Genomic DNA, 19,599 nt, shown 5'->3' on the forward strand with positions numbered 1-19,599 from the left:
GGAGGACATCATGGCCAAGACATACAAAGCCGTACAAATCTCCCGGGGCAAAACCGGTTGGGGCGGTCCGCTGGTGATCGAGCCGACCGAACAGCGCAGCAAGGTTGTTTCCGTCACCGGTGGCGGCATTCATCCGGTGGCGCAGCTCATTGCCGATATGACCGGCGCCGAAGCCGTCGACGGCTTCAAGGCGCCGCCGATCGAAAGCGAGATGGCGGTTGTCGTCGTCGATTGCGGTGGCACCGCACGGTGCGGCGTCTATCCGCGCAAGCGTATCCCGACCGTCAATCTGACGCCGGTCGGCCAGTCTGGGCCGCTCGCCCAGTTCATCACCGAGGACATCTACGTTTCGGGCGTGAAGCCGGCCAACATCACGATGGCGGACGGATCCGAAGCGGTCACCACTGCCGGGGGAGCAGCATCGATGAATCCAGGCAATAACAACGCGGCGGCGGCGCCGCAACCGCTGCCGAGCGAGGGCGGCGTGATCGGCCTGATCAGCTCGATCGGCCGCGTCATGGGCCGTGTCGTCGGCATCTTCTTCAATGCCGGCCGCCGCACCATCGACCAGGTTGTTCGTAACGTGCTGCCGTTCATGGCCTTCGTGACCATGCTCATCGGTCTGATCCTCTACACCGGCATCGGCGATGTGCTGGCGCAGCCGATGGGTCCGCTGGCCAACAACATCGTCGGCCTGCTGATCATCTCGGCGATCTGCGGCCTGCCGTTCCTGTCGCCCATCCTCGGGCCAGGCGCGGTCATCGCACAGGTCATCGGCGTTGCCATCATCGGTCCGCAGATCGCCAACGGCACGATTTCGCCGGCGATGGCACTGCCGGCGCTGTTTGCCTACAATACCCAGGTGGGCTGCGACTTCGTTCCTGTCGGCCTGGCGCTCGGTGAGGCCAAACCGAAGACGATCGAGATCGGTGTTCCGGCGGTGCTCATCAGCCGCCAGATCATGGGCCCGGTCTCGGTGCTGATCGCCTGGATCGTCAGCCTGATCGTGTTCTGAAACAGTTCCAGGAAAAGTGTGAGACGGTTTTCCGTCCGGAATTCCGCCAAACAAAGGGATAGAGCGGTTCGCCGTTTTCGTGAAACAGTGAATCGCTCTTAGAGAAGTTAGGAAATGAGGTTCGCCATATGACGGTTCTGTTGAGAACACGGGTCACTGCCATCGGACCCGAAGTGGCGGATCTTGCCGAAGGGGGCGTGGTCATCCTGTTTGCGGATGGCTCGCCGCCGGAGCTTGCCGAGGTTTCCGTGCTCCACAAGACGGAGCACGGACCCAGCGACGGCGCGCCGCAAAAGGGCGCGTCGATCACCCTTGGCCCGGTTGCCGCGACCATTACCGCGGTCGGTTCCAGCGCCTGGAGCAAGGTGCTGGAAATGGGCCATGTCGTCATCTCTTTCAACGGCGCTGCCGAGGCCGAGAGGCCCGGCGAGATCTGCGCCTCGCAGGTCGATGCGCAAGCGCTCGTGGCTGCGCTCACGACCGGCGCGATCATCACCATCGCCGCCTGACAGTATTTGCGCCGCGGCCTATGTTGGCGCCCAGAACCTGAGTATTTGCCATGGAACGCTCGACCATCGTCAGAGTGCATGAAGGTTTGCACGCCCGTCCCGCGACGCGGTTCGTCAAGCTCGCCAAGGGTTTCGAATCGGATGTCGAGCTGGTCAAGGACGGCAAGGCGGTCAGCGCCAAGAGCTCGGTCAAGCTGATGCTGCTGGCGGTCAAGGAAAACCAAGAAGTCACCGTGCGGGCGAATGGCGCCGACGCCATCGAGGCCATCGAGGCGCTGATCGGCTATCTCGAAAATCCCAAGGCGGGCCTTGATGACGAGGACTCGCCGCAGGCCGGCAATACGGGTCAGGACGCCGCTGCCGCGTTGGACTCTGTGCCTGCTGTTGCCGGCGCAACCACCGGCTTGCGCGGCGTGGCCGCAAGCGAAGGTTTTGCCATCGGGCCGGCCTTCGCGCATTTCCCGCCTGATATCGCCGGACAAGGCCGCAGGTTGCAGGTCGAGGAGGTCGCCGGCGAGATCGACAGGTTCCGCGCCGCCGTCGCTGCTGTCCAGGCGCGCATGGACCGGGCACTGGAGCAGGACAGTCTGTCCGCCGGCGACCGTGGCATCATCGCCGCGCTCAGGGACATCGCTGCCGACGACAGCCTGACCGGTGAGGCGGAGGGCCTGATCAAGGGCGGCAACGATGCGGTTTCAGCCGTCATCACCGCCGCCTCCACCATCGCCGTCGATTTCAGCGCGGTCGAGGATCACTATCTCAACGCAAGGGCGGATGACGTCCATGCGGTCGGGCGGCAGATCTGTCTCGTGCTGCTCGGGCAGGACGACATCAGCCTCGAAAACATCGCCGAAGGCGCCATCCTCATCGCCGACGACATTGGCGCCTGGGATCTGGCGCGCGCGCCGCTCAAGCGCATCGGCGGGGTGGTGTGCGGCCATGGCGGCGCCACCTCACACATCGCCATCATCGCCCGCTCGCACGGCATTCCAGCGGTGCTCGGTCTCGGCGACCAGATCAATGCCTTGCGCACGGCGCACGAAGTGGCCCTCGATGGCAACAGCGGCCGGGTGATCGTCGATCCCGATGCGGCGACCCGCGCCGAATTCGCCGGCCGTGTCGAAGTGGCGGCAAAAGAACGCGCCGGGCTGACCATCTTCAAGACGGTGACGCCGAAGCGCGCCGATGGCAAGGTGATCGAGGTCGCGGCCAATATCGGCTCGCTGGAGGAAATCGAGGCGGCGCAGGAGGCCGGCGCGATGGGCGTCGGCCTGTTCCGCACCGAGCTTCTGTTCATGCGCCATATGCACCTTCCCTCGGAAGACATGCAGGCCGAGACCTATGCGGCGCTGGCCAAGGCCTTCGCGCCGTACCCGGTCATCGTGCGCACGCTGGACATCGGCGGTGACAAGCCGATCGCCGGCATCGAATTTCCCGACGAGGAAAACCCCTTTCTGGGCTGGCGCGGCATCCGCATGTGCCTCGACCGGCCCGACATCTTCAAGCGCCAGCTCAGGGCGCTGCTGCGGGCGGCCGTGCATGGCAACGTCAAGGTGATGCTGCCGATGGTGGCCGATATCGGCGAGGTCAGGCAGACGCAGGTTCTGGTCGCGGAATGCGCGGCCGAGCTGAAAGCCGAAGGCGTGCCGCATGCAACGTTCGACCTCGGCGTGATGATCGAGACCCCAGCCGCCGTGCTGATCGCCCCGGCGCTGGCCAAGGAGGTGGCGTTCTTCTCGATCGGCACCAATGACCTGACCCAGTACATCATGGCCGCCGACCGGCTGAACCCGACAGTGGCCAAGCTCAACGATGTCACCAATCCGGCCGTCATGTCGGCGATCGAAATGACGGCCAAAGCCGGCGTCGCCGCCGGCATCATGGTCGGCATGTGCGGCGAAGCGGCAGGCCGGCCCGATCTCATTGCAACGTTCGTCAAAATGGGGCTGACCGAGCTCTCGATGAGCCCGGCCTCGATCCAGCGTGCCAAGAAGGCGATCATGGCCATGGCGGCCGAAGGTGCCGCCTAGCCGAGTTCTGGGCCGTTACGGCAAATGGGCAAGCAAGGTGGCGAAGACGGGTGTCAGTTCATCGACCGGGCTCGCCTTGGCGCAGGCCTGAACGATGCGGTCATGGCGGATATCGGCTGCCAGGATCGCAATCTCCAGCATATCCGGTTCCGGCAAGCCGTCCCTGCCGGTGGTTGCCAGGCCACAGGCCAGAACGAGCGGCGCCAGGCAGCTGATGTCGAGCGTCCGGTCACCGACCACCGACGTCTCCGGCGTTTCGGTAAAGTGGACAGGGCGCTGGTTGAGACACTCGACCAGCAGCGCCGAACAGGTGGCCGCGATCGCCGGCAGTCCAGCACCTGGCGCGACCAAGGCGGCCAGCAGATCGCCATGCCGCTTGCGCATCGTCGCATGGACGGCGGCGAAATCGGCTTCGTGGATGCGGGCATTGTCGATGTTTAGGCCGGCCAGCACCGCCTTGGTCAGATAATACATGTCGCGCCGGAACAGGCGCTCCGCGCTCAACTGGCGATCTTCGTTCCCGGCCGGGAAATAGGTGGCGAGGCCTTTTACGGTGGTGCCGTCGACCTTGATCGGGCGCTCATGCGGGACAAAGGATTCGGCGATCGACAGCGCTTCGTCGAAGGCACTTGCGGCATGGCTGAGCAGGCCTTCGATGCCTTTGCCTGGAAATGGCGGCAGATGGCTGGTTGCTTCGCGCACGACACTGGCGTCGCCGCTGCCGTCATGGCGGCTTTGGCGAATGATTTCACGGACTTCCCGCAACCGGTCTTTCAGATTGACGCGGACATCTTCGGAGATTTGTCGGAGCATTGCCAATCGCCTCGAATTGCTGCGGATGGCCGCCAACAGGAGGCAGCCGCCACTTCTAGATTGTTCCTATCGATTGGTAGATCAATAGGCGATACTAGACCAGCATGCAGAATCGGCGACGGCGCGCTCGTCCATTGCCGTGGGGGAGGGACGAATTTGGGCAGGCGACGACAGAGCGAAACCAACGACAGTCGAGGTGAAAGCCAGACGCCCGAGCAGGTCGCCAGCGAAAGCCGGACGGATCGCCTCAGGATTCGCGCCGCCTGGATGTATTTCGTCGAGCAGATGACGCAGAACGAGATCGCCGACGTGCTTGGCGTCGGCCGCGTCACCATCGTGCGCATGCTAGCGGACGCCCGCTCGCGCAACGAGGTGAAGATCAGCATCGAAAGCGAATTGTCCGAAATCGTGCGGCTGGAGCGCGCGCTGGAAAAGACCTTCGGGCTGCAGCAGGCGCTGGTGGCGCCGCTTTCAGCCCCCAATGCCGACCCGACCCCGGCGATCAGCGCCAAGACCGGCAGCTTCCTGTCGGACACGATGAAATCCGGCATGCGGGTCGGCGTCGGCTGGGGCAGGACGCTGTTCTCAAGCCTGCCCTTCATCAGCGCCAAGTCGCTCACCGACTTCAAGGTCATTTCGCTGCTCGGCGGTGTCGGCGTGGTGCGTCGCTTCAACCCGGCCGAGTTCGCCTGGCGCTTCGCCCAAATCTTCCAGGGCGACGGCTATCTGATCCCGACGCCGGCCGTCGTCGACAGCGTCGAGACCAAGATCGCGCTGGTCGAACGCTGCGGCCTGCAGGAGGTTTTTGAAATGGCCAACGTGCTCGATGCCGTTCTGCTGAGCGTCGGCGGCATCGCCTCGGCCACCACCTTCTCTCGCGGCGGCTTTCTCAAGGAAGCGGATCGGGAGGCCCTGCTTGCGCGTGGCGCCGTTGGCGACCTTCTGTTCCATTTTTTCGACCGCAATGGCGAACTGGTCGACCATCCCGTCAACAGCCACGTGATGTCGGTGGATGTCGACCGTCTGCGCAGGGCGCCGATCCGCATCCTGACCTCCGGCGGTGAGGAGAAGATCGAAGCCTTGCTTGGCGCCATGACCCTGATCGCGCCGACGATCCTGATCACCGACGAGGAAAGCGCCCGGCGCATGCTCGAGGCGCATGGGGCGCAAGCTTCACAATGATGCCGGCCGGTTGCCGGCGTCAGGGGCATCCGCTATCTGACCGTCCAGGCAAGCGACGCCTGAGCCAATCCAACGGAGCCTGAGCCATGACACGCGAGACAATCATCAAATTCGGCGCTGTCGAAAAGGCCGACGCCGGCGATCTGGCCGGCTGGATCGTGGTCGAAGGCAAGCCGACCATGCAAACCGCCGTCCAGCATACGACCGAGGACGGCAAGGTGATCTCGGGCACATGGCGGGCGACGCCAGGCACCTATCACGCGACCTACACAGACTACGAGTTCGTGCACATGATCGCCGGCCGCATCATCATCACCCCTGACGGCGGCGCACCGGTCGAGGTGGGCCCCGGCGACGCCTTCGTGGTGGAAGCCGATTTCAAGGGAACCTGGAAGATCATCGAACCGGTGACGAAGCATTTTGTCGTCAGGGTCGGCTGAGCCTGTTCGTATAGCCGCTGATGGTTGACGTCCCTGGCATATCCAGTGCGAGCAACGACAGGCATGCCGGCGCGCCATCCAGCTTTAAGTGTAGCGCTACTTGAGCACGGTTGAGGTGGCCTCGTTCTTCTTCGTGCGTCCGGAGCGCCGTTCCTCCAATCGTTGCAGGATGACGAAAAAGGATGGCACAAAAAGAATGGCCAGGCAGGTCGAAGCGAGCATGCCGGAAAAGACCGTGATGCCGATCGACTTCCGCGCGCTCGCACCGGCGCCGGTTGCAAACACCAGCGGCGCCACGCCGAGGATGAAGGCAAACGATGTCATTAGAATGGGCCGGAAGCGGGCACGTGCGGCATCGATCGCCGATTCGACGATAGGTGTGCCGGCGGCACGCAGTTCGCGTGCGACCTCGACGATCAGAATCGCATTCTTGGCTGACAGCGCTATGAGCAGGATAAGGCCGATCTGGACATAGAGATTGTTGTCGATGCCAAGGCTATTGAGCACCAAGACCGGCCCCACCAGAGACAGCGGCGCGGCGAGCAGGATTGAGATCGGAGCGAGCCAGCTCTCATATTGGCCGGCAAGGACCAGGTAGACAAGCAGCAGCGCCATTCCGAACACCAGGTAAACCTGATTGGTAACGAGCTTCTCTTGGAAAGACAGCGCAGTCCAATCGAAGCCAGTACCGGGCGGAAGGGTATCCGCGGCAATCTCCTCCATCAGCTTGATTGAATCACCTGACGAAAAGCCTGCAGCGGGCACGCCTACGATCGACGCGGCAGGATAGAGATTGTACAGGCTGATCAGCGATGGACCGACGCTGGGTTCAATCGTCAGCACGGTTCCGAGCGGGATCATGTCTCCGTTGTTGTTGCGGACGGTAAGGCGGCCGATCTCCTCCGGCGTCAACCGAAACTGGGCGTCAGCCTGCACGTAGATCTGGAAGACACGCCCGAACTTGTTGAACTGGCTCACGTAGCTGGAGCCGAGATAACCGGCGAGCGTCTGGAATACCTGGTCTGTGGTCAGGCCGAGGGCCTGCACCTTGTCGCGGTCGATCTCGGCCTTGTACTGCGGGACGTTGGCGCGAAACGATGACGAGACGCGCTGGATGCCCGACTGTGTCTCGGCCCTGTTGACGATCGCACTGACGGAGCCTTGCAGCTTCGAGAGGTCGAAACTGCCGTCGCGGAGTTCGACTTGCAGCGTGAAGCCGGCGGCGTTGCCGATGCCCTGGATTGGTGGCGGAGGAAGCACCAGAACAACGCCGTCGGCCATGCCCGACAGATTCTTGTTGAGAGTGGCGTAGAGCGAAGGCAGGTCTTCGCTCTTGCCGCGCAGATCCCAGTCCTTGAGAATGATGTAAGCGACACCTGCGTTGGCCAGCGTTGAATTGTTGTCGAGGGCCGAAAGCCCGGCGATGGTGACCACCGTCTCCACCCCAGGTGTAGCCTTGGCGATCTTCGAAACCTGCTGTAGCGTTTCCTGGGTGCGACCAAGCGAGGCGCCGTCAGGCAGCTGGACCGCCGCGAGCAGGTAACCCTGGTCTTCGATCGGGATGAAACCGGTGGCGACGCGCGACATGCCGTAGCCGGCCGCGCCGATGATCATGAGTGCGACCACACCCGTTACGGCGCTATGACGCACCATCCCTCCGATCAACCGGACGTACGCATTCTCGGCACGCTGGTAGACCGCATTGAAGCCGCGCGCGAAGACATTGCGCTGGTCCGGTGGTACGGGACGCCTAAGCCATGTCGCGCATTGTGTTGGCTTCAATGTCGCGGCATTGACGGCGCTGATCAGCGCGGTCGCCGCGATCACCAGCGCGAATTGTGCGTACATCCGGCCCGTAAGGCCGGGAAGGAAGGCCGCCGGCAGGAACACCGCCAGCAGCACCAGCGTGATGCCGATGATCGGCGCGAACAATGTCTTCATGGCGGCAATGGCGGCGTCGTGGCTCGACATGCCACGTTCCATGTTGTGGGCGGCTCCCTCGACCACGACTATGGCGTCATCGACGACGATGCCGATGGCGAGCACGATGGCGAACAAGGTGGAAAGGTTGACTGAAAAGCCAAGCGCCGCCATCGCCGCGAACGCGCCAATGATGGTGACCGGTACGGTCGTGGCCGGCACCAGCATCGCCCGCCAATCCTGCAGGAAGACGAGGATGACGATCAGAACCAGCACCGCCGCCTCAAACAGCGTCTTGTAGACCTCGTTGATCGCCTGGCTGACGAAATTCGTCGTGTTGAACGGTATCGCGTAAGTTATGCCTTGCGGGAAGGCTCGCGCCAATTCCTCCATCCTGGACGCGACCCTCTTGGCCACATCGAGCGCGTTCGCGCCGGGTGCCAGGAAGATGGCCATGCCGGCGGCCTGCTGACCGTCGAGGTTGAAGAACTGTCCGTAGGTCTGCGCACCGAGTTCAACCCGCCCGACATCGCGAACACGCGTCATATCGCCATTGGCGCCTGTCTTGACCACAACGGCGCCGAACTGGTCGGGATCGTCAAGGCGGCTGGACACTTCGATCGAATATTGGAAGGACTGGTCGTCCGGCGCCGGCGGGGCGCCGATCTGACCTGCCGTGACCTGTTCGCTCTGCTGTTGAAGTGCTTGAACGACATCTTGCGTGGTCAAGCCGCGTGCCAGCATCTTTTCGGGATCAAGCCAGACCCGCATGGAATATTGACCAGCGCCGAACACGCTGACATTGCCGACGCCAGGCAACCGCGAGATTTCGTCCTTAAGGCTGATAGTCGCGTAGTTGCTGAGATAGAGGCTGCCGTATTTTCCGTCAGGCGAAGTCAACGTCACGATCTCGAGGATGGAGGTCGACTTCTTCTGCACGTTGACGCCCTGCACCTGCACTGATTGGGGCAGCCCGGCCATGGCGGCAGAGACCCGGTTCTGAACAAGCACCTGGGCCAGGTCCAGATCTGTACCAATGGCAAAAGTGACGGTCAGGTTGTAGCTGCCGTCCGAGGCAGCGAAGGACTGCATGTAGAGCATGTTCTCGACGCCATTGACTTGCTGCTCGATCGGCAGGGCGACGGTGTCGATGACCGTGCGCGCGCTGGCGCCCGGATAACGGGTGGTTACCGAAACGGTCGGTGGAACCACATCGGGATACTGCGCTACGGGCAACGCAAAGAGCGAGACGATGCCGACGACGACGATAAGGACGGCAATGACATTCGCCAAGACGGGTCGTTCGATGAAGAATTTGGAGATCATTGGCCAGCACCATTGGCCGGAGTTTGCTGGAGGGTCTTCACCGTCGGTTCGATCTTCTGGCCGGGCAGGGCCGTCAGCAAGCCAGATATGACGACGCGGTCTTCCGCTGTCAGGCCGGAGGTAATGACGCGCAACTGGCCGACCTGTTGGCCAATCTCGACGCCGCGTTGCTCGATTGTGTCGTCCTTTCCGGCGACAAGCACATAGCGGCCGCTCTGGTCGCTGCTGATTGCACGATCCGGTACGAGCAGCATGTCCGGCTGTTCGCCGAGCGGGATGCGCAGTCGGACGAAATAACCGGGCAGCAGCGCTTTGTCCTTGTTTTCCAAAACGGCGCGAACCAGTAGCGTGCCCGTTGAGGAAGATACCTGCGGCGCCGCATAGTCGAGCGTTCCTTTGTGCGGATATCCAGTCTCGGTCTGCAGGCCGACATCCACCGGTATCTTCTTCAGATTCTGCATCGTCAGACCGCGCCTGGCCATTTCAGCCCGGATCCGCTGCACATCCTGCTCGCTGACGTTGAAATTGATGTATATCGGATCCATCTGGACGATCGTTGCGAGGTCGGAAGTGCTGGCAGTGCCTACGAACTGGCCGACCGATACCTGGCGGGCGGTGACGATGCCGTCGAAGGGTGCCTTGACTTCGGTGTAGCTCAGGTTGAGCTGGGCCTGCTTGACGTCAACGGCGTTCTGCTGCTGCTTGGCCACGTCGACCGCAGCGGCAGCGGCAGACTGGTCCAACGTGGACGCCGAAATTACCTTCTGCGCGAGCAAATCCTGTTGCCGCTTCAGATCGGCGCTGGACTGTTTGACTGAGGCATCTGCCGAAGTCTGTCCAGTCTGGGCCTGTTCAAGTGCCAACTGGTAAGGTTCAGGCTCGATAAGGAACAGTCGGCTGCCCGCTTTGACGCTGTCACCGTCCTTGTAGTCTATTTCCTGTATGAAGCCCGCTACCCGGGCAACCAATGGCGTCGAATTGACGGCGGCCGTGTTCCCCGTCGCATTGAGGTAGGGCGTTACCGTCTGCTTGAGCGGCAGCGCCACGTCAACCTTGGGCGGGGGCGGCGGAACATAGGCATTTTGCTTGTTGCAAGCTGAAAGCAATGCCGTCGCCGTAAGCAAGGTTACGGCCAGCGCAATGCGCGATACCAAAAGCATTTGACCCCCCTCAACACTTCACGGTATTTTGATTGAATGTTAGCCATTTTGGAGGGGTTTGTCATGCGAATTGCCTTGAGCGTGGTTTTCCTAGCCGTTCAGATGCTTGCGGCTCAGGCGCAGACAGCGGCCGAACGTGAGGCTTGCCAAGCGAACTTCGAAAAGTTCTGCAAAGGCGTGGAGCCAGGCGGCGGCCGCGTCATTCAATGTCTGACGGAGCATTTCAGCGAGCTGACCCCGGAATGCCAGAAGGTCGTCAAGGCGAATACACCTGGTTAGGATCGGGCAGTGCGCTCCGCCGAGCTGTTAGGGTCGGCTGGGGCCGGAGCCGCGCATGTATCAAATGCCACATCCCCGAGCATGAGCAACTCGGCATGATGGGCATTGTCGACGTGCTGGCATAGGGCGAGGTGGCGGCGCTCTATGGCGCGCTTTTCGTCAGCGCGTTCCTCGCCGCAACCATCCTCGTCGGAAGTGGGGTTCGCCGGCCCGATCGTCTCGGGTCGCGGTGATCCGGCGCGGCTCGTTGCGGTCGCCACGATCGGCAACACGCCCGGCTCCGTGGTGACCTGGATTCTGAGGCGTGGCATCAACTCGCCCGCCAGGTTCGTCAGACCTATGTCACCGCGACGACCTGTCCCGCCGCGTCGAGGCGACATCCGACCCGCGCCTGCCGAACTTCGATGCCGCCTTGTCTTGCATAGTCTATGCGCACCTCGATCGGTGCGGTGAGGGCACCGCGACGGTGCCGGCGCAGGGTACCTGCGCTGGCTGCGTGCACACGCACGGCACCAAGTGGCTTTGCAGCCGACATGATCGCCTGACGGCAGACGCGAACCACGGCCGCCGGGGTGCCAGGTATCGTCTTTAACGGCACCTGAGGCCGTAAGGGATAACCTGTGGTGCTCTGCCTGTCGCGACCACCTTTGGAAGGCCAGAGGCTGCGTGGCAGGGCTACTGCGTGTCGCACGCCCTTGGTCACGACCATGGCGGCCGCCTTCTTGCCGACACCGACACTTGCTGGCCCTGTGGGAGCCTCCGACGCCGCGCTTGCTCGACTATTTGCCGTACTGCCCGGAGCGGCGCCAGCACCGGTGGATTCGTCTCCCGCACTGGGGCTTGCCGAAAGGCCACCTAAGCCGCCGGGGCTGGTACCGGCTCCAACGTTGGCGCCAAGCGATCCGTTGCTCGTGCCGACAGAGCCTCCAACATTGGCTCCCCCGATTCCGTCGACGCTCGCGTCGACACCGACGGAGGCGCCGTTCGAACCGACGCCTACACCGGCGCCGGCCCCAATGCCACCGACGTTGCCTCCAACGCCCGCCGATCCCTTGCTCGGGCCGACCGACCCTCCAACGTTTGCTCCTCCGACACCGTCGACGCTCGCGCCAACACCGACGGAGGCGCCGTTCGAGCCAACGCCCACACTGGCGCCGACCCCGATACCACCGACTTTGCCTCCAAGGCCATCAGCAAGAGCCGAAGCAGGCCCGATCGCAACTGCGATCGCCAATACGGCAGCTGGATACTTGCGCATCACCATAATCCTTGTGCCGTGCGCAATGGCGCCCGCGTCGGGAGCAACGCGGCGGGAAGGCTGATCGTCGTCAGCCGAACAGGTTGCGGCGACTTGCGGACCGCCACTTTGCGGATTTCTCGCCCTTCGGGCCCATGGGCTGATCGAGCCCGTTTCCCTGCAAGTGCACTGGTACGTGGGCCTGCGCGATCACCGGCAGGCGCTTTGGGAGCGGGCTCGATGCGCTGATCGCGAGGCGTATTGCGAGCTTTCAGGATGTCGGTTTCGTTGCGCGCCGCAACGAGGTCGCGGGTCAGGCCAACGGCCCTTTCGCGCTGTTGCTCCAACGCAGCAGAGAGCCGGGCGACTTCCTCTTTTGCCGCGTCGCGATCCTGGCGGGCAGCATCGAGATCGCGCTCGAGAGCATCTGCTCTCCCACGTTCCAATGCGAGCGCTTCGCCGGCTCGCTTTGCAGCGGCCTCAGCAGCCTGGCGGTCCTGAATAGCTGCCATTTGTGCAGCGGCAGCCAGTTTTCCGTTGGCCTCAAGAGCGTCGAGAGATTGTTGCGTCGCGGCAAGATCGCGTTCGAGGCGTTCGATCGTCTGCCGCTCCTCGTCAAGCGCGCGTTTCGTTCCAGACAGGGAAGCTTCCGCAGCCTGGTGCGCGCCTAGTGCTGCGGCCTTTTCGCGGATCGCGAGAGCGGCTTTGGCTCGCAAGCTTTCGACTTCGCGCTGCGCCATCGCCAGACCCTGCGCGAGCCGTTCAGCTCTTTGCTTCTGGTCTTCAAGGGCTTGTCCTTGAAGAGTCGTCGCCTCTGCGACCGCACGCGCACGCACGCCTGCATCGGCTGTGACGCGCCGCATCTCATCAAGTTCGTCTCGCGCCGCTTCCAGTTCGCTGCGAAGAACCCGCTCAACCCTGTCTGCAGACTGACGATCTGTAGACGCTTGCTGGCGAGCCGCCTCAAGCTCGCGAACGGCCGATAGTTCATGCAGTGACGCGTCCGTCTTGGATCGTTCCCGTCCTGGCCCGGTCGCGGCAGCCTCTACTAATGGGCGAGAACCGCTCACGTCTTGTGGCGCCCCAGCCGGGTGCCCCTCGACTTTGGCGCCGCCCGAAGACGCTGCCAATTGCGTGCGCTGGACGGTCATGACGGGACGCGTGTCGAAGCCGCTTCTGGCTTGTAAGCGATCGGTGATCAGCCTTGCCAATTCACTCTCGCGCAGACCCGCAGCCGGAATGTGCCCAATGCCCGGAAGATCCAGCGTCCCGGTTGTATCGATCGTAAAAGCACCGTTGAGCTCCACGCCCTCCGTGATGCCGCCGCGCAAGGCATCCCACCCCGAGACCTTCAGCTCGACAGTGTCTTGAGGGGCGAGCCTGTTGTCAGTCTCCGATTGACCCCTTGCCGGGGCGCCAAACAACAGAATCAGGCAGAACGGGATGAGGCTTATCGCAGCGCCGCGTGACCTCTTGCGGGTGTCAGGAAACAACGCCGCCATGGCCGAGAATCGTCGGATACCACCGGGGAGTGCAGGGCTGTGGCAAGCCGCATTGGACGTCTGGATATGATCCATGACTGGACCTCCATGACTCTCACTGATCACGCGCCGCACAAAGCTCACAGCGCGCAGCACAAAGCTCACGGCGTGAGCGTACCAAAGTCGATCAGCAGTGGTGAGTACCAAATAGAGCGTAAGCTGCATCGCCCAATTGAGTAAGCGGCGCGTCTGTACCAGGTTCGACAGCCAACTGCTCTGCGATCCGACCTTCGATATCGCGTTCAACGACCGCTGCATTTCGCCAAGGACACCAGGGAAGGCCCCTTTGTTCGCTCGCCACGTTTTGCGGCGGCCGATACCGCGCGATCGGCGGCGTCTCGCTCACCGAACCGGTGAGCGTCGCCAGCGTCGGCGTAGGCGGAGGCGCGACCCGAGGATGTTGCCATCGTCGAAGCGGCGCTGAAATGGATCGCGCGAAACCCACGAATGGACTCAGGTGCTGCCCGAACCACTCCTGTGGGTTGCGCGGTATACGTAAGCTGTGTCTCCGCTCCTTAAGAACGCCAATCAGTCTATCTGTTGCTTGGCCCTATGCGGATTTGCAGGCTCTTATCGCAGAGATAGCTGCGACTTGCGGCGTCGCCTTGGTGATGCACAGGAGATCTGGCCAATTCGCGCCTTGGTGAACGCCAATCCTGCTTTCGGCCTGAGGCGTCGCAGTGCTGGCAGGCCTATTGCGCCGCCCTCTGTTTCTTGGCTTGTGCGGCGATAGCGCAGAGGAAAGCCAATGCGGCAGCGTCGCACGCAGTCCGCGACGGTCCTTTGGCGAAAAGCATGGCGTCCGCAATTGGGATCGTTAGGCCGTACTTTTGGGCGAAAGAGGTGATTTCGTACGGCTGATCGTCAGATGGATGGCGGATGTCGAATTCGAAATCCATGCCTACTTCCTCCCACTCCTTGGCTGGATGCAAAAAATTAAACTACCGATGCATCGCGCGAGTCCAGCAATTGGAAATTGTGTAAAACGATACATTTTGCGGTCGCGCCAACATCTCGTTGTGGCCGTCCGCTGGCCACTCCCGCTTTCGCTCCGTTCGCAGTCTTCCCGGCTTGCCAGCGCAATCGAGATCAGGGTGCGCCAGCACCGGGATCATTGCGCTCTAACACCCGCTCCGTGACGATGTCATGGCTGCACTTTCGCCGTCATCAGGCGGAAAGCCGAGCGGTTTTTTGCGCGAAGCCCGCACATCTCGAAAGCGGGCCCTTAGGGCCGGCGAAACAAGGACTTCAGTCTTAATTGCGCGACTTCTAATATAATATAGACTTATCGGCGCGGGGGATTTTCCCGCTATTATAGTGGCCGGTGCGGCGCGCTTCGCCCAAGCATCCACCGCACAGGCCATTTCCGAAGGCCGGAAGGATGACCGACAAGCCGGTGCCGACCTATGTTGTGAGCGTGTTCGAGAAACCTCACTGGCGCACAGTCCTGTCAACGAAAGACAAGGAGAAGGCCTTCGCTTTGGCCAAGGAAATCGGGGACAAGGTGCGGATTGAAGAGATTGCGCCGAAGGTCAAGAAGGGACGCTGACGGTCTACCCAAGGCCATCCTGATGGAAGCCCGAAAACCTAGTGCCGATCGATGAAAAGCCCGCCACGGGAGCGACCCGCGGCGGGCTTTCAGAGTGGCTACATCCCTAAGGAATCGACCGCTGGTAGTTGTATTGTGTACTGCATGATCGCGTTAGCCTATGGTGTGATCGCGGAAGCCTTGGGCTTAAGCGTTCCCGCGTCCAATGTCGCGCGGACCTGCCGAAAGTGTTTGGAACCCACCGGTAGCGGCTTCAACGTGACGTGACATGATCCCGCCAGCGGGCGGGCGCTGCAGCAAGGTCGCCGCTGCCCTAAGGCTGTCGCCGACCTATTCGTGCCATCCACCAGGGCGACGTGATGAAGCCGCTCGAGGAAATAATCGGTCTTCAGCAACCGCTTGACGCGCTCCGGACCGCGCCTGCGTCCCGCTAGAAGAAACAGTGCCTCCTACGTGGAGTGAACCTTGCGTGGCCTTTCAACGGATCCATCTGACGAACCGGACGATCACTTCCTCGGCGAAGAGCATGGCCATGACGACGATAATCAGCGGCACCACCCCGTGCAGCATGCCTTCGAAACGAACCCTATCCCCGAACACGAAGGTAATCGCCTCCAGGATCACGAATTTGGATAGGAACAGCACCACCCATGCGCCGAAGAATCGCATGAACTTCATGAAGGCACCTTGCCTTGCCGTGAAGAACACGGCGACCTGATGCTCGATGGCGATCGTTCCCTTCAGAAGTGCCTGCAACAAGATGGCGGCAAGCAACGACACGCTGAAGGAAGAGACTGTGACGCTGTCCGAAAACTCATCGAACAGGTTTAGGACCACGAGGTCGATCAAGACTCCGAAGATATAGCGGGTGATCAACCGCTGACGGTCAGTCGGCATTTCGGCCGTGGCAGGCAGAAAGCCGTGGATCTTGCCAGCCATGAGGCCCCCTTTGAGAATACTCGACGAAACGTGCCCTACCCGCATGGCGGGCGTCAATAGAGGCATGTCTGGGAGGAACACGCCTGCTCTTGGCTGCAGGGCCATGAAGGCAATCCCATCGCGGTTGCGGCACGCCGCGGAACCGGCTTGACGGAACATTAGAGGTCTCTAACAGTTTGTGGTTGCGGCAGTTGATGTCTCACCCACATCCTGCCGAAGATCGGGACTCCATCGCCTGGTCGGCCCGCGCTCTCCGCCAGAGGCGCGGGCTTTGACTGATCAGGGGGGAGATGACCTATGAGCCGGCCACAAGCTACATCGCGAGCCAGGCGTGGCAGGCGTTGATGTAAGGCCGCATTGCGCACCAGAGCAGTTGACCGTTTCACGGAAACGGCGAACTGCTCCAACTCTCTGTTTTGACGCAATTCCGGACGGAAAACCGTTTCACACTTTTCCTGGAATTGCTCTGGCGGGCATTCCGACTGCTTGTGTTGCCGTACCTGCCAGCATCACAGAATTTGCCCTCAATCCGCCACGTTGAAGCCGGCCTTCCTTAGTGAACGGATGAAAATTTCGACGTCTTGCGAACGGGCCAAGCGCATCGCAACCACGTGGCGCATGTTCTTCGTCCAAGCCGGTTGATTTTGCTCCAGCCAGCCACGCTCGCGATCAGCCTCGATCTTGTAGCCCCCTTCGCTCAGAACGGCAGCCGCAACAATATGATAGATCGGGTTCGATCGGACCGGCGATTTCTTGATCCACATAACCGCCTGAGAATAATCGCCGCTGAAATAAGAGCAAAGAGCCAGATCCACCTCATAGTAGCCCAACGAACGCGGATTTTTTTGGCGCGCCTCCGTTATCAACGCGCAGCCGTCCTGCCAATTTCCGGAGACCGCCAGGCGCTGTCCGTATTCGCCCATGAACTCGGTATCGTTGGGATTGATCGCCAAACCCCGTTTGCCCACTCCCAATGCCAGGTTCATTTCCTTGCTGAAATAGAGCGCAAGCATTTCTCCCTGAAGCCCTCTTACGTTGAGAGGGTCGACTTCCACCGCCTGTCTTGCTGCTGCCAGGGCGCGCTCCAGCACGGCGGCGGACGACGTGGCATCGGTGGGGAACTCGAATCGATAGTCATCGATGTAGATAAGCGAAAGAAGACCCCACGCGGTGGCGTAATTCGGGAAGCGCCGTACGGCCTTCTCGAGGCACGAACGCACCGATGCACGGGTGTCGGGGCTGAGCTCGACCCGATATGCATAGAAAGACAGCGTGCAGGAATATGCGGCCCAATCTTCGGGCGGATTGTCGACATGGAGATTGGCATCCGCCTGGAAGATGACGCCATAAGTTTGAGCCAAGCTCGTCGACACATTCCGCGCGATGTCTGCTTGAGCTCCGACAAGGTCCGCGACTTTCATCCGGCCATCATAGCTGTCTGCCCAGAGAACCGAACCGTCGGGTCGGTTGATCAATCTCACTCGAAGCAGAAAGGTATCGACTGATAGGTTGACACTTCCGGCAAGGACAAATCGTGGTGGCGAGGTCGACGCATCGCCGTCGTTAGGCGCCGACTCCATGACCACGATATCCTTGAACTTCGAAAGCTGGCTGACAATCTCCTGCTTCAATCCGCTCGCAATGGCTGCCGCCGCGGCGGTGCCGGTCAGATCTTCAAACGGCTCAACAAGCACGCGGGGCGTTTCTGGCGCGCTTGACCTGACAGGCACCCACGACCACGCCAATACTGATGCTCCAGCCGCGAGAATGGCTGCAAGCACTGCCGGTAGCAGGAACGCAATCCACCCGACCGGAGGGTGGGTGATTGATTGAGAAACTATGGGCGCCTGCGGCTGCGCCAACGAAGGCGGCGAACGAAGCGAGAAGATAGGAACATAACCACCCTTTGGAATCGTAATCAGGATTGGGTCTGTATGTCCGGCTGTCAGATAGTATCGCTCGAGCGCACGCCTGAGGTGGCCAGCCTCGATGCGAACGATCGGATCCGTCTGCGGGTCGAACGCTTCGCCGCGACCAAACACTTCCACTGCGATCGAATAGGCCTTGATACGGTCGCCTCGTCCCGACACAGCCTCTTCCACCACATGGGTGAGGAAGCGGCGCTCGCGGCTGGTGGCATCGAAGTCCGCACTGTCGAGGATAAGGGCAAGTTGGGCGCGACAAGCCTCTACAGGGGGCTCGTGCTCCCTTGGTGCGGGCGTTTCCGCCTGGATCGCCATGTCCTCGCTTGATCCCTTGCAACCGCCGGTTTTTGTTGTCGCTCGGTTACATGCTTATCCACGTAACTTACCTCCCGCTGCCCTTTCTTTGCAATACGATTGCGTCAGGTCGATGAACTGGCGTCATGAGCACAAAAGGCGGATCGTCTGACAGACACCGAGCGGTCTCGGCGGCAGTGCGCCGATACCCCCAATTTGAATTGACGATCCATCGGCTGATGGACCGAAGTGAGAGCTTTCGCGATATTTGCGAGGAGCTCGCGGATGCAGAGTTAGCGCTTTCGAAGGTCGACCAGGCCCCGCCGGCCTTGCGGGACGCCAGACGAGCCGAATGGCAGGAATTGATAGATCGCCTGGTTGGAGAGGTAGGAGCAGCAGTGCTGAATACCGATGCCGCCCGCAAATCGGGTATCAACCCGTGGCCGGCACGGTGAACAGCCATGATCGCCATGCATGACGATGGACGGTTTTCGCACGGTAAGGCACTCTCGTTCTCCCAAGAAACAAATCCGCAAACGACGGACACCTCAGGAGGGGACCCTGACATGATGACCTTCTATCGGACACAAGCCCTAGGTTGGGCTGTCCTTTCCTTCCTTTGGCTCGCCCATCCTGCCGGCGCCGCCGATGCGGTCTCACCCATGACGCCGGAGCTGAAGCCAGTCGTGACCGAACAGGGGTGGACGTTCTCGGTTGCGCCGTATTTCTGGGCGGCCGGGATGTCGGGGGACGTGGCGCAGTTTGGTCTGCCCACTGTCGAGGTCGACTCGAGTTTTAGTGACATCCTGAAGAATCTCGACTTCGCGGCCATGGCCGTCGCCGAGGCTCGCTACGACCGCTACAGCATTTTCGGCGACCTCATGTACGTAAAACTGTCGGGAGAAAGCGGCACACCAAGAGGCGTCGTCGCCAACAGTGTCGAGGTCTCGTCGCAGACATTTTCAGGGCTGGTCGGAGCGGGCTATTCGATCCTCCAGAGTGACGCCGGACGTCTCGATTTTGTCGGCGCCATGAGGGTCTGGTCCGTAGACACCGACCTCGACTTCCATGGCGGTATCCTGGACGGCGTATCCGGCAGCGACGGAGCGACCTGGGTGGACGGGCTGGTTGGCGTTCGCGCGAACTACTCGCTCACGCCTGAAGTCTATCTGACGGGCTGGGGTATGGTTGGTGCAGGCGGCGCCAATGTCGACTGGGATGTCGCCGCCGCACTGGGCTACCGGTTCAACGAGCGGTTTTCTGCCGTCGCCGGCTACCGCGCGCTCGGCGTCAACTACCGCAATGACGGCTTCGTCTTCGATGTCGTCCAGCAGGGACCGATCATGGGACTGGTCATGCGTTTCTAGATCCAGCATCTGCATCAACGAACAACAGTGGAGGAAATGATGACAACGAAACTTACGTTCCGCAACTGCGCCG

The 19,599-nt window shown here is 61.6% G+C and carries 15 protein-coding genes; 8 read left to right on the forward strand and 7 right to left on the reverse strand.

Annotation, left to right across the window (positions count from 1 at the left end; genetic code table 11):
• Nucleotides 1-10: 10 nt before the first annotated feature.
• From srlE to ptsP, 3 genes are all read left to right on the forward strand, one after another.
• Nucleotides 11-1,015, forward strand: coding sequence for a PTS glucitol/sorbitol transporter subunit IIB (gene srlE, locus AC1DZU_RS13315; protein WP_477285225.1), 1,005 nt, complete (start codon nucleotides 11-13; stop codon nucleotides 1,013-1,015).
• 128 nt (nucleotides 1,016-1,143) lie between these two features.
• Nucleotides 1,144-1,524 carry a PTS glucitol/sorbitol transporter subunit IIA gene (locus AC1DZU_RS13320; protein WP_095089211.1) on the forward strand — a complete coding sequence of 127 codons (381 nt, stop codon included), beginning with the start codon at nucleotides 1,144-1,146 and terminating at the stop codon, nucleotides 1,522-1,524.
• Nucleotides 1,525-1,574: 50 nt separating this feature from the next.
• The gene (gene ptsP / locus AC1DZU_RS13325; RefSeq protein ID WP_477285228.1) at nucleotides 1,575-3,554 is read left to right on the forward strand and encodes a phosphoenolpyruvate--protein phosphotransferase; all 1,980 of its coding nucleotides are present in this window, start codon (nucleotides 1,575-1,577) and stop codon (nucleotides 3,552-3,554) included.
• Nucleotides 3,555-3,569: 15 nt separating this feature from the next.
• Here the strand turns inward: ptsP and AC1DZU_RS13330 are convergent, their stop codons facing one another.
• Nucleotides 3,570-4,367: a hypothetical protein gene (locus AC1DZU_RS13330; protein ID WP_477285230.1), complete on the reverse strand. Its 798-nt coding sequence runs from the start codon at nucleotides 4,365-4,367 to the stop codon at nucleotides 3,570-3,572.
• 156 nt (nucleotides 4,368-4,523) lie between these two features.
• On the opposite strand from AC1DZU_RS13330, the gene AC1DZU_RS13335 reads away from it, so the two are divergent.
• Together AC1DZU_RS13335 and AC1DZU_RS13340 are read left to right on the forward strand one after the other, a co-directional pair.
• Nucleotides 4,524-5,549 carry a sugar-binding transcriptional regulator gene (locus AC1DZU_RS13335; RefSeq protein WP_477285232.1) on the forward strand — a complete coding sequence of 342 codons (1,026 nt, stop codon included), beginning with the start codon at nucleotides 4,524-4,526 and terminating at the stop codon, nucleotides 5,547-5,549.
• Between the two features lie 86 nt (nucleotides 5,550-5,635).
• Nucleotides 5,636-5,989: a cupin domain-containing protein gene (locus AC1DZU_RS13340; protein WP_477285234.1), complete on the forward strand. Its 354-nt coding sequence runs from the start codon at nucleotides 5,636-5,638 to the stop codon at nucleotides 5,987-5,989.
• Between the two features lie 96 nt (nucleotides 5,990-6,085).
• Here the strand turns inward: AC1DZU_RS13340 and AC1DZU_RS13345 are convergent, their stop codons facing one another.
• A complete protein-coding gene (locus AC1DZU_RS13345; RefSeq protein ID WP_477285236.1) occupies nucleotides 6,086-9,235 on the reverse strand; it encodes an efflux RND transporter permease subunit in 3,150 nt (1,049 codons plus the stop codon).
• A complete protein-coding gene (locus AC1DZU_RS13350; protein ID WP_477285238.1) occupies nucleotides 9,232-10,395 on the reverse strand; it encodes an efflux RND transporter periplasmic adaptor subunit in 1,164 nt (387 codons plus the stop codon). The genes AC1DZU_RS13345 and AC1DZU_RS13350 overlap by 4 nt, the downstream gene beginning before the upstream one ends.
• Before the next feature lie 63 nt (nucleotides 10,396-10,458).
• Here AC1DZU_RS13350 and AC1DZU_RS13355 point away from each other — a divergent pair, with 63 nt between their 5' ends.
• Nucleotides 10,459-10,674 carry a cysteine rich repeat-containing protein gene (locus AC1DZU_RS13355; RefSeq protein ID WP_095089594.1) on the forward strand — a complete coding sequence of 72 codons (216 nt, stop codon included), beginning with the start codon at nucleotides 10,459-10,461 and terminating at the stop codon, nucleotides 10,672-10,674.
• 1,257 nt (nucleotides 10,675-11,931) lie between these two features.
• On the opposite strand, the gene AC1DZU_RS13360 is transcribed toward AC1DZU_RS13355, so the two are convergent.
• Together AC1DZU_RS13360 and AC1DZU_RS13365 are read right to left on the reverse strand one after the other, a co-directional pair.
• A complete protein-coding gene (locus AC1DZU_RS13360; RefSeq protein ID WP_477285240.1) occupies nucleotides 11,932-13,488 on the reverse strand; it encodes a polysaccharide biosynthesis/export family protein in 1,557 nt (518 codons plus the stop codon).
• Between the two features lie 656 nt (nucleotides 13,489-14,144).
• The gene (locus tag AC1DZU_RS13365; RefSeq protein WP_477285242.1) at nucleotides 14,145-14,351 is read right to left on the reverse strand and encodes a hypothetical protein; all 207 of its coding nucleotides are present in this window, start codon (nucleotides 14,349-14,351) and stop codon (nucleotides 14,145-14,147) included.
• 482 nt (nucleotides 14,352-14,833) lie between these two features.
• Between AC1DZU_RS13365 and AC1DZU_RS13370 the strand changes: the two genes are divergently transcribed.
• Entirely contained in the window at nucleotides 14,834-15,001 is a 168-nt protein-coding gene (locus AC1DZU_RS13370; protein WP_167392245.1) for a hypothetical protein, read from the forward strand.
• Nucleotides 15,002-15,478: 477 nt separating this feature from the next.
• On the opposite strand, the gene AC1DZU_RS13375 is transcribed toward AC1DZU_RS13370, so the two are convergent.
• Together AC1DZU_RS13375 and AC1DZU_RS13380 are read right to left on the reverse strand one after the other, a co-directional pair.
• Nucleotides 15,479-16,099 (reverse strand): hypothetical protein, encoded by a 621-nt coding sequence (locus tag AC1DZU_RS13375; RefSeq protein ID WP_477285244.1) that lies wholly within the window; start codon nucleotides 16,097-16,099, stop codon nucleotides 15,479-15,481.
• Between the two features lie 365 nt (nucleotides 16,100-16,464).
• Complete coding sequence (locus tag AC1DZU_RS13380) at nucleotides 16,465-18,180, reverse strand: hypothetical protein (RefSeq protein WP_477285246.1); 1,716 nt, start codon at nucleotides 18,178-18,180, stop codon at nucleotides 16,465-16,467.
• A gap of 545 nt (nucleotides 18,181-18,725) precedes the next feature.
• On the opposite strand from AC1DZU_RS13380, the gene AC1DZU_RS13385 reads away from it, so the two are divergent.
• Nucleotides 18,726-19,526, forward strand: a complete 801-nt coding sequence (locus AC1DZU_RS13385) for a hypothetical protein (protein ID WP_477285247.1) — start codon at nucleotides 18,726-18,728, stop codon at nucleotides 19,524-19,526.
• Nucleotides 19,527-19,599: the final 73 nt, after the last annotated feature.

The organism is Mesorhizobium sp. P2_A12 (assembly GCF_056405075.1).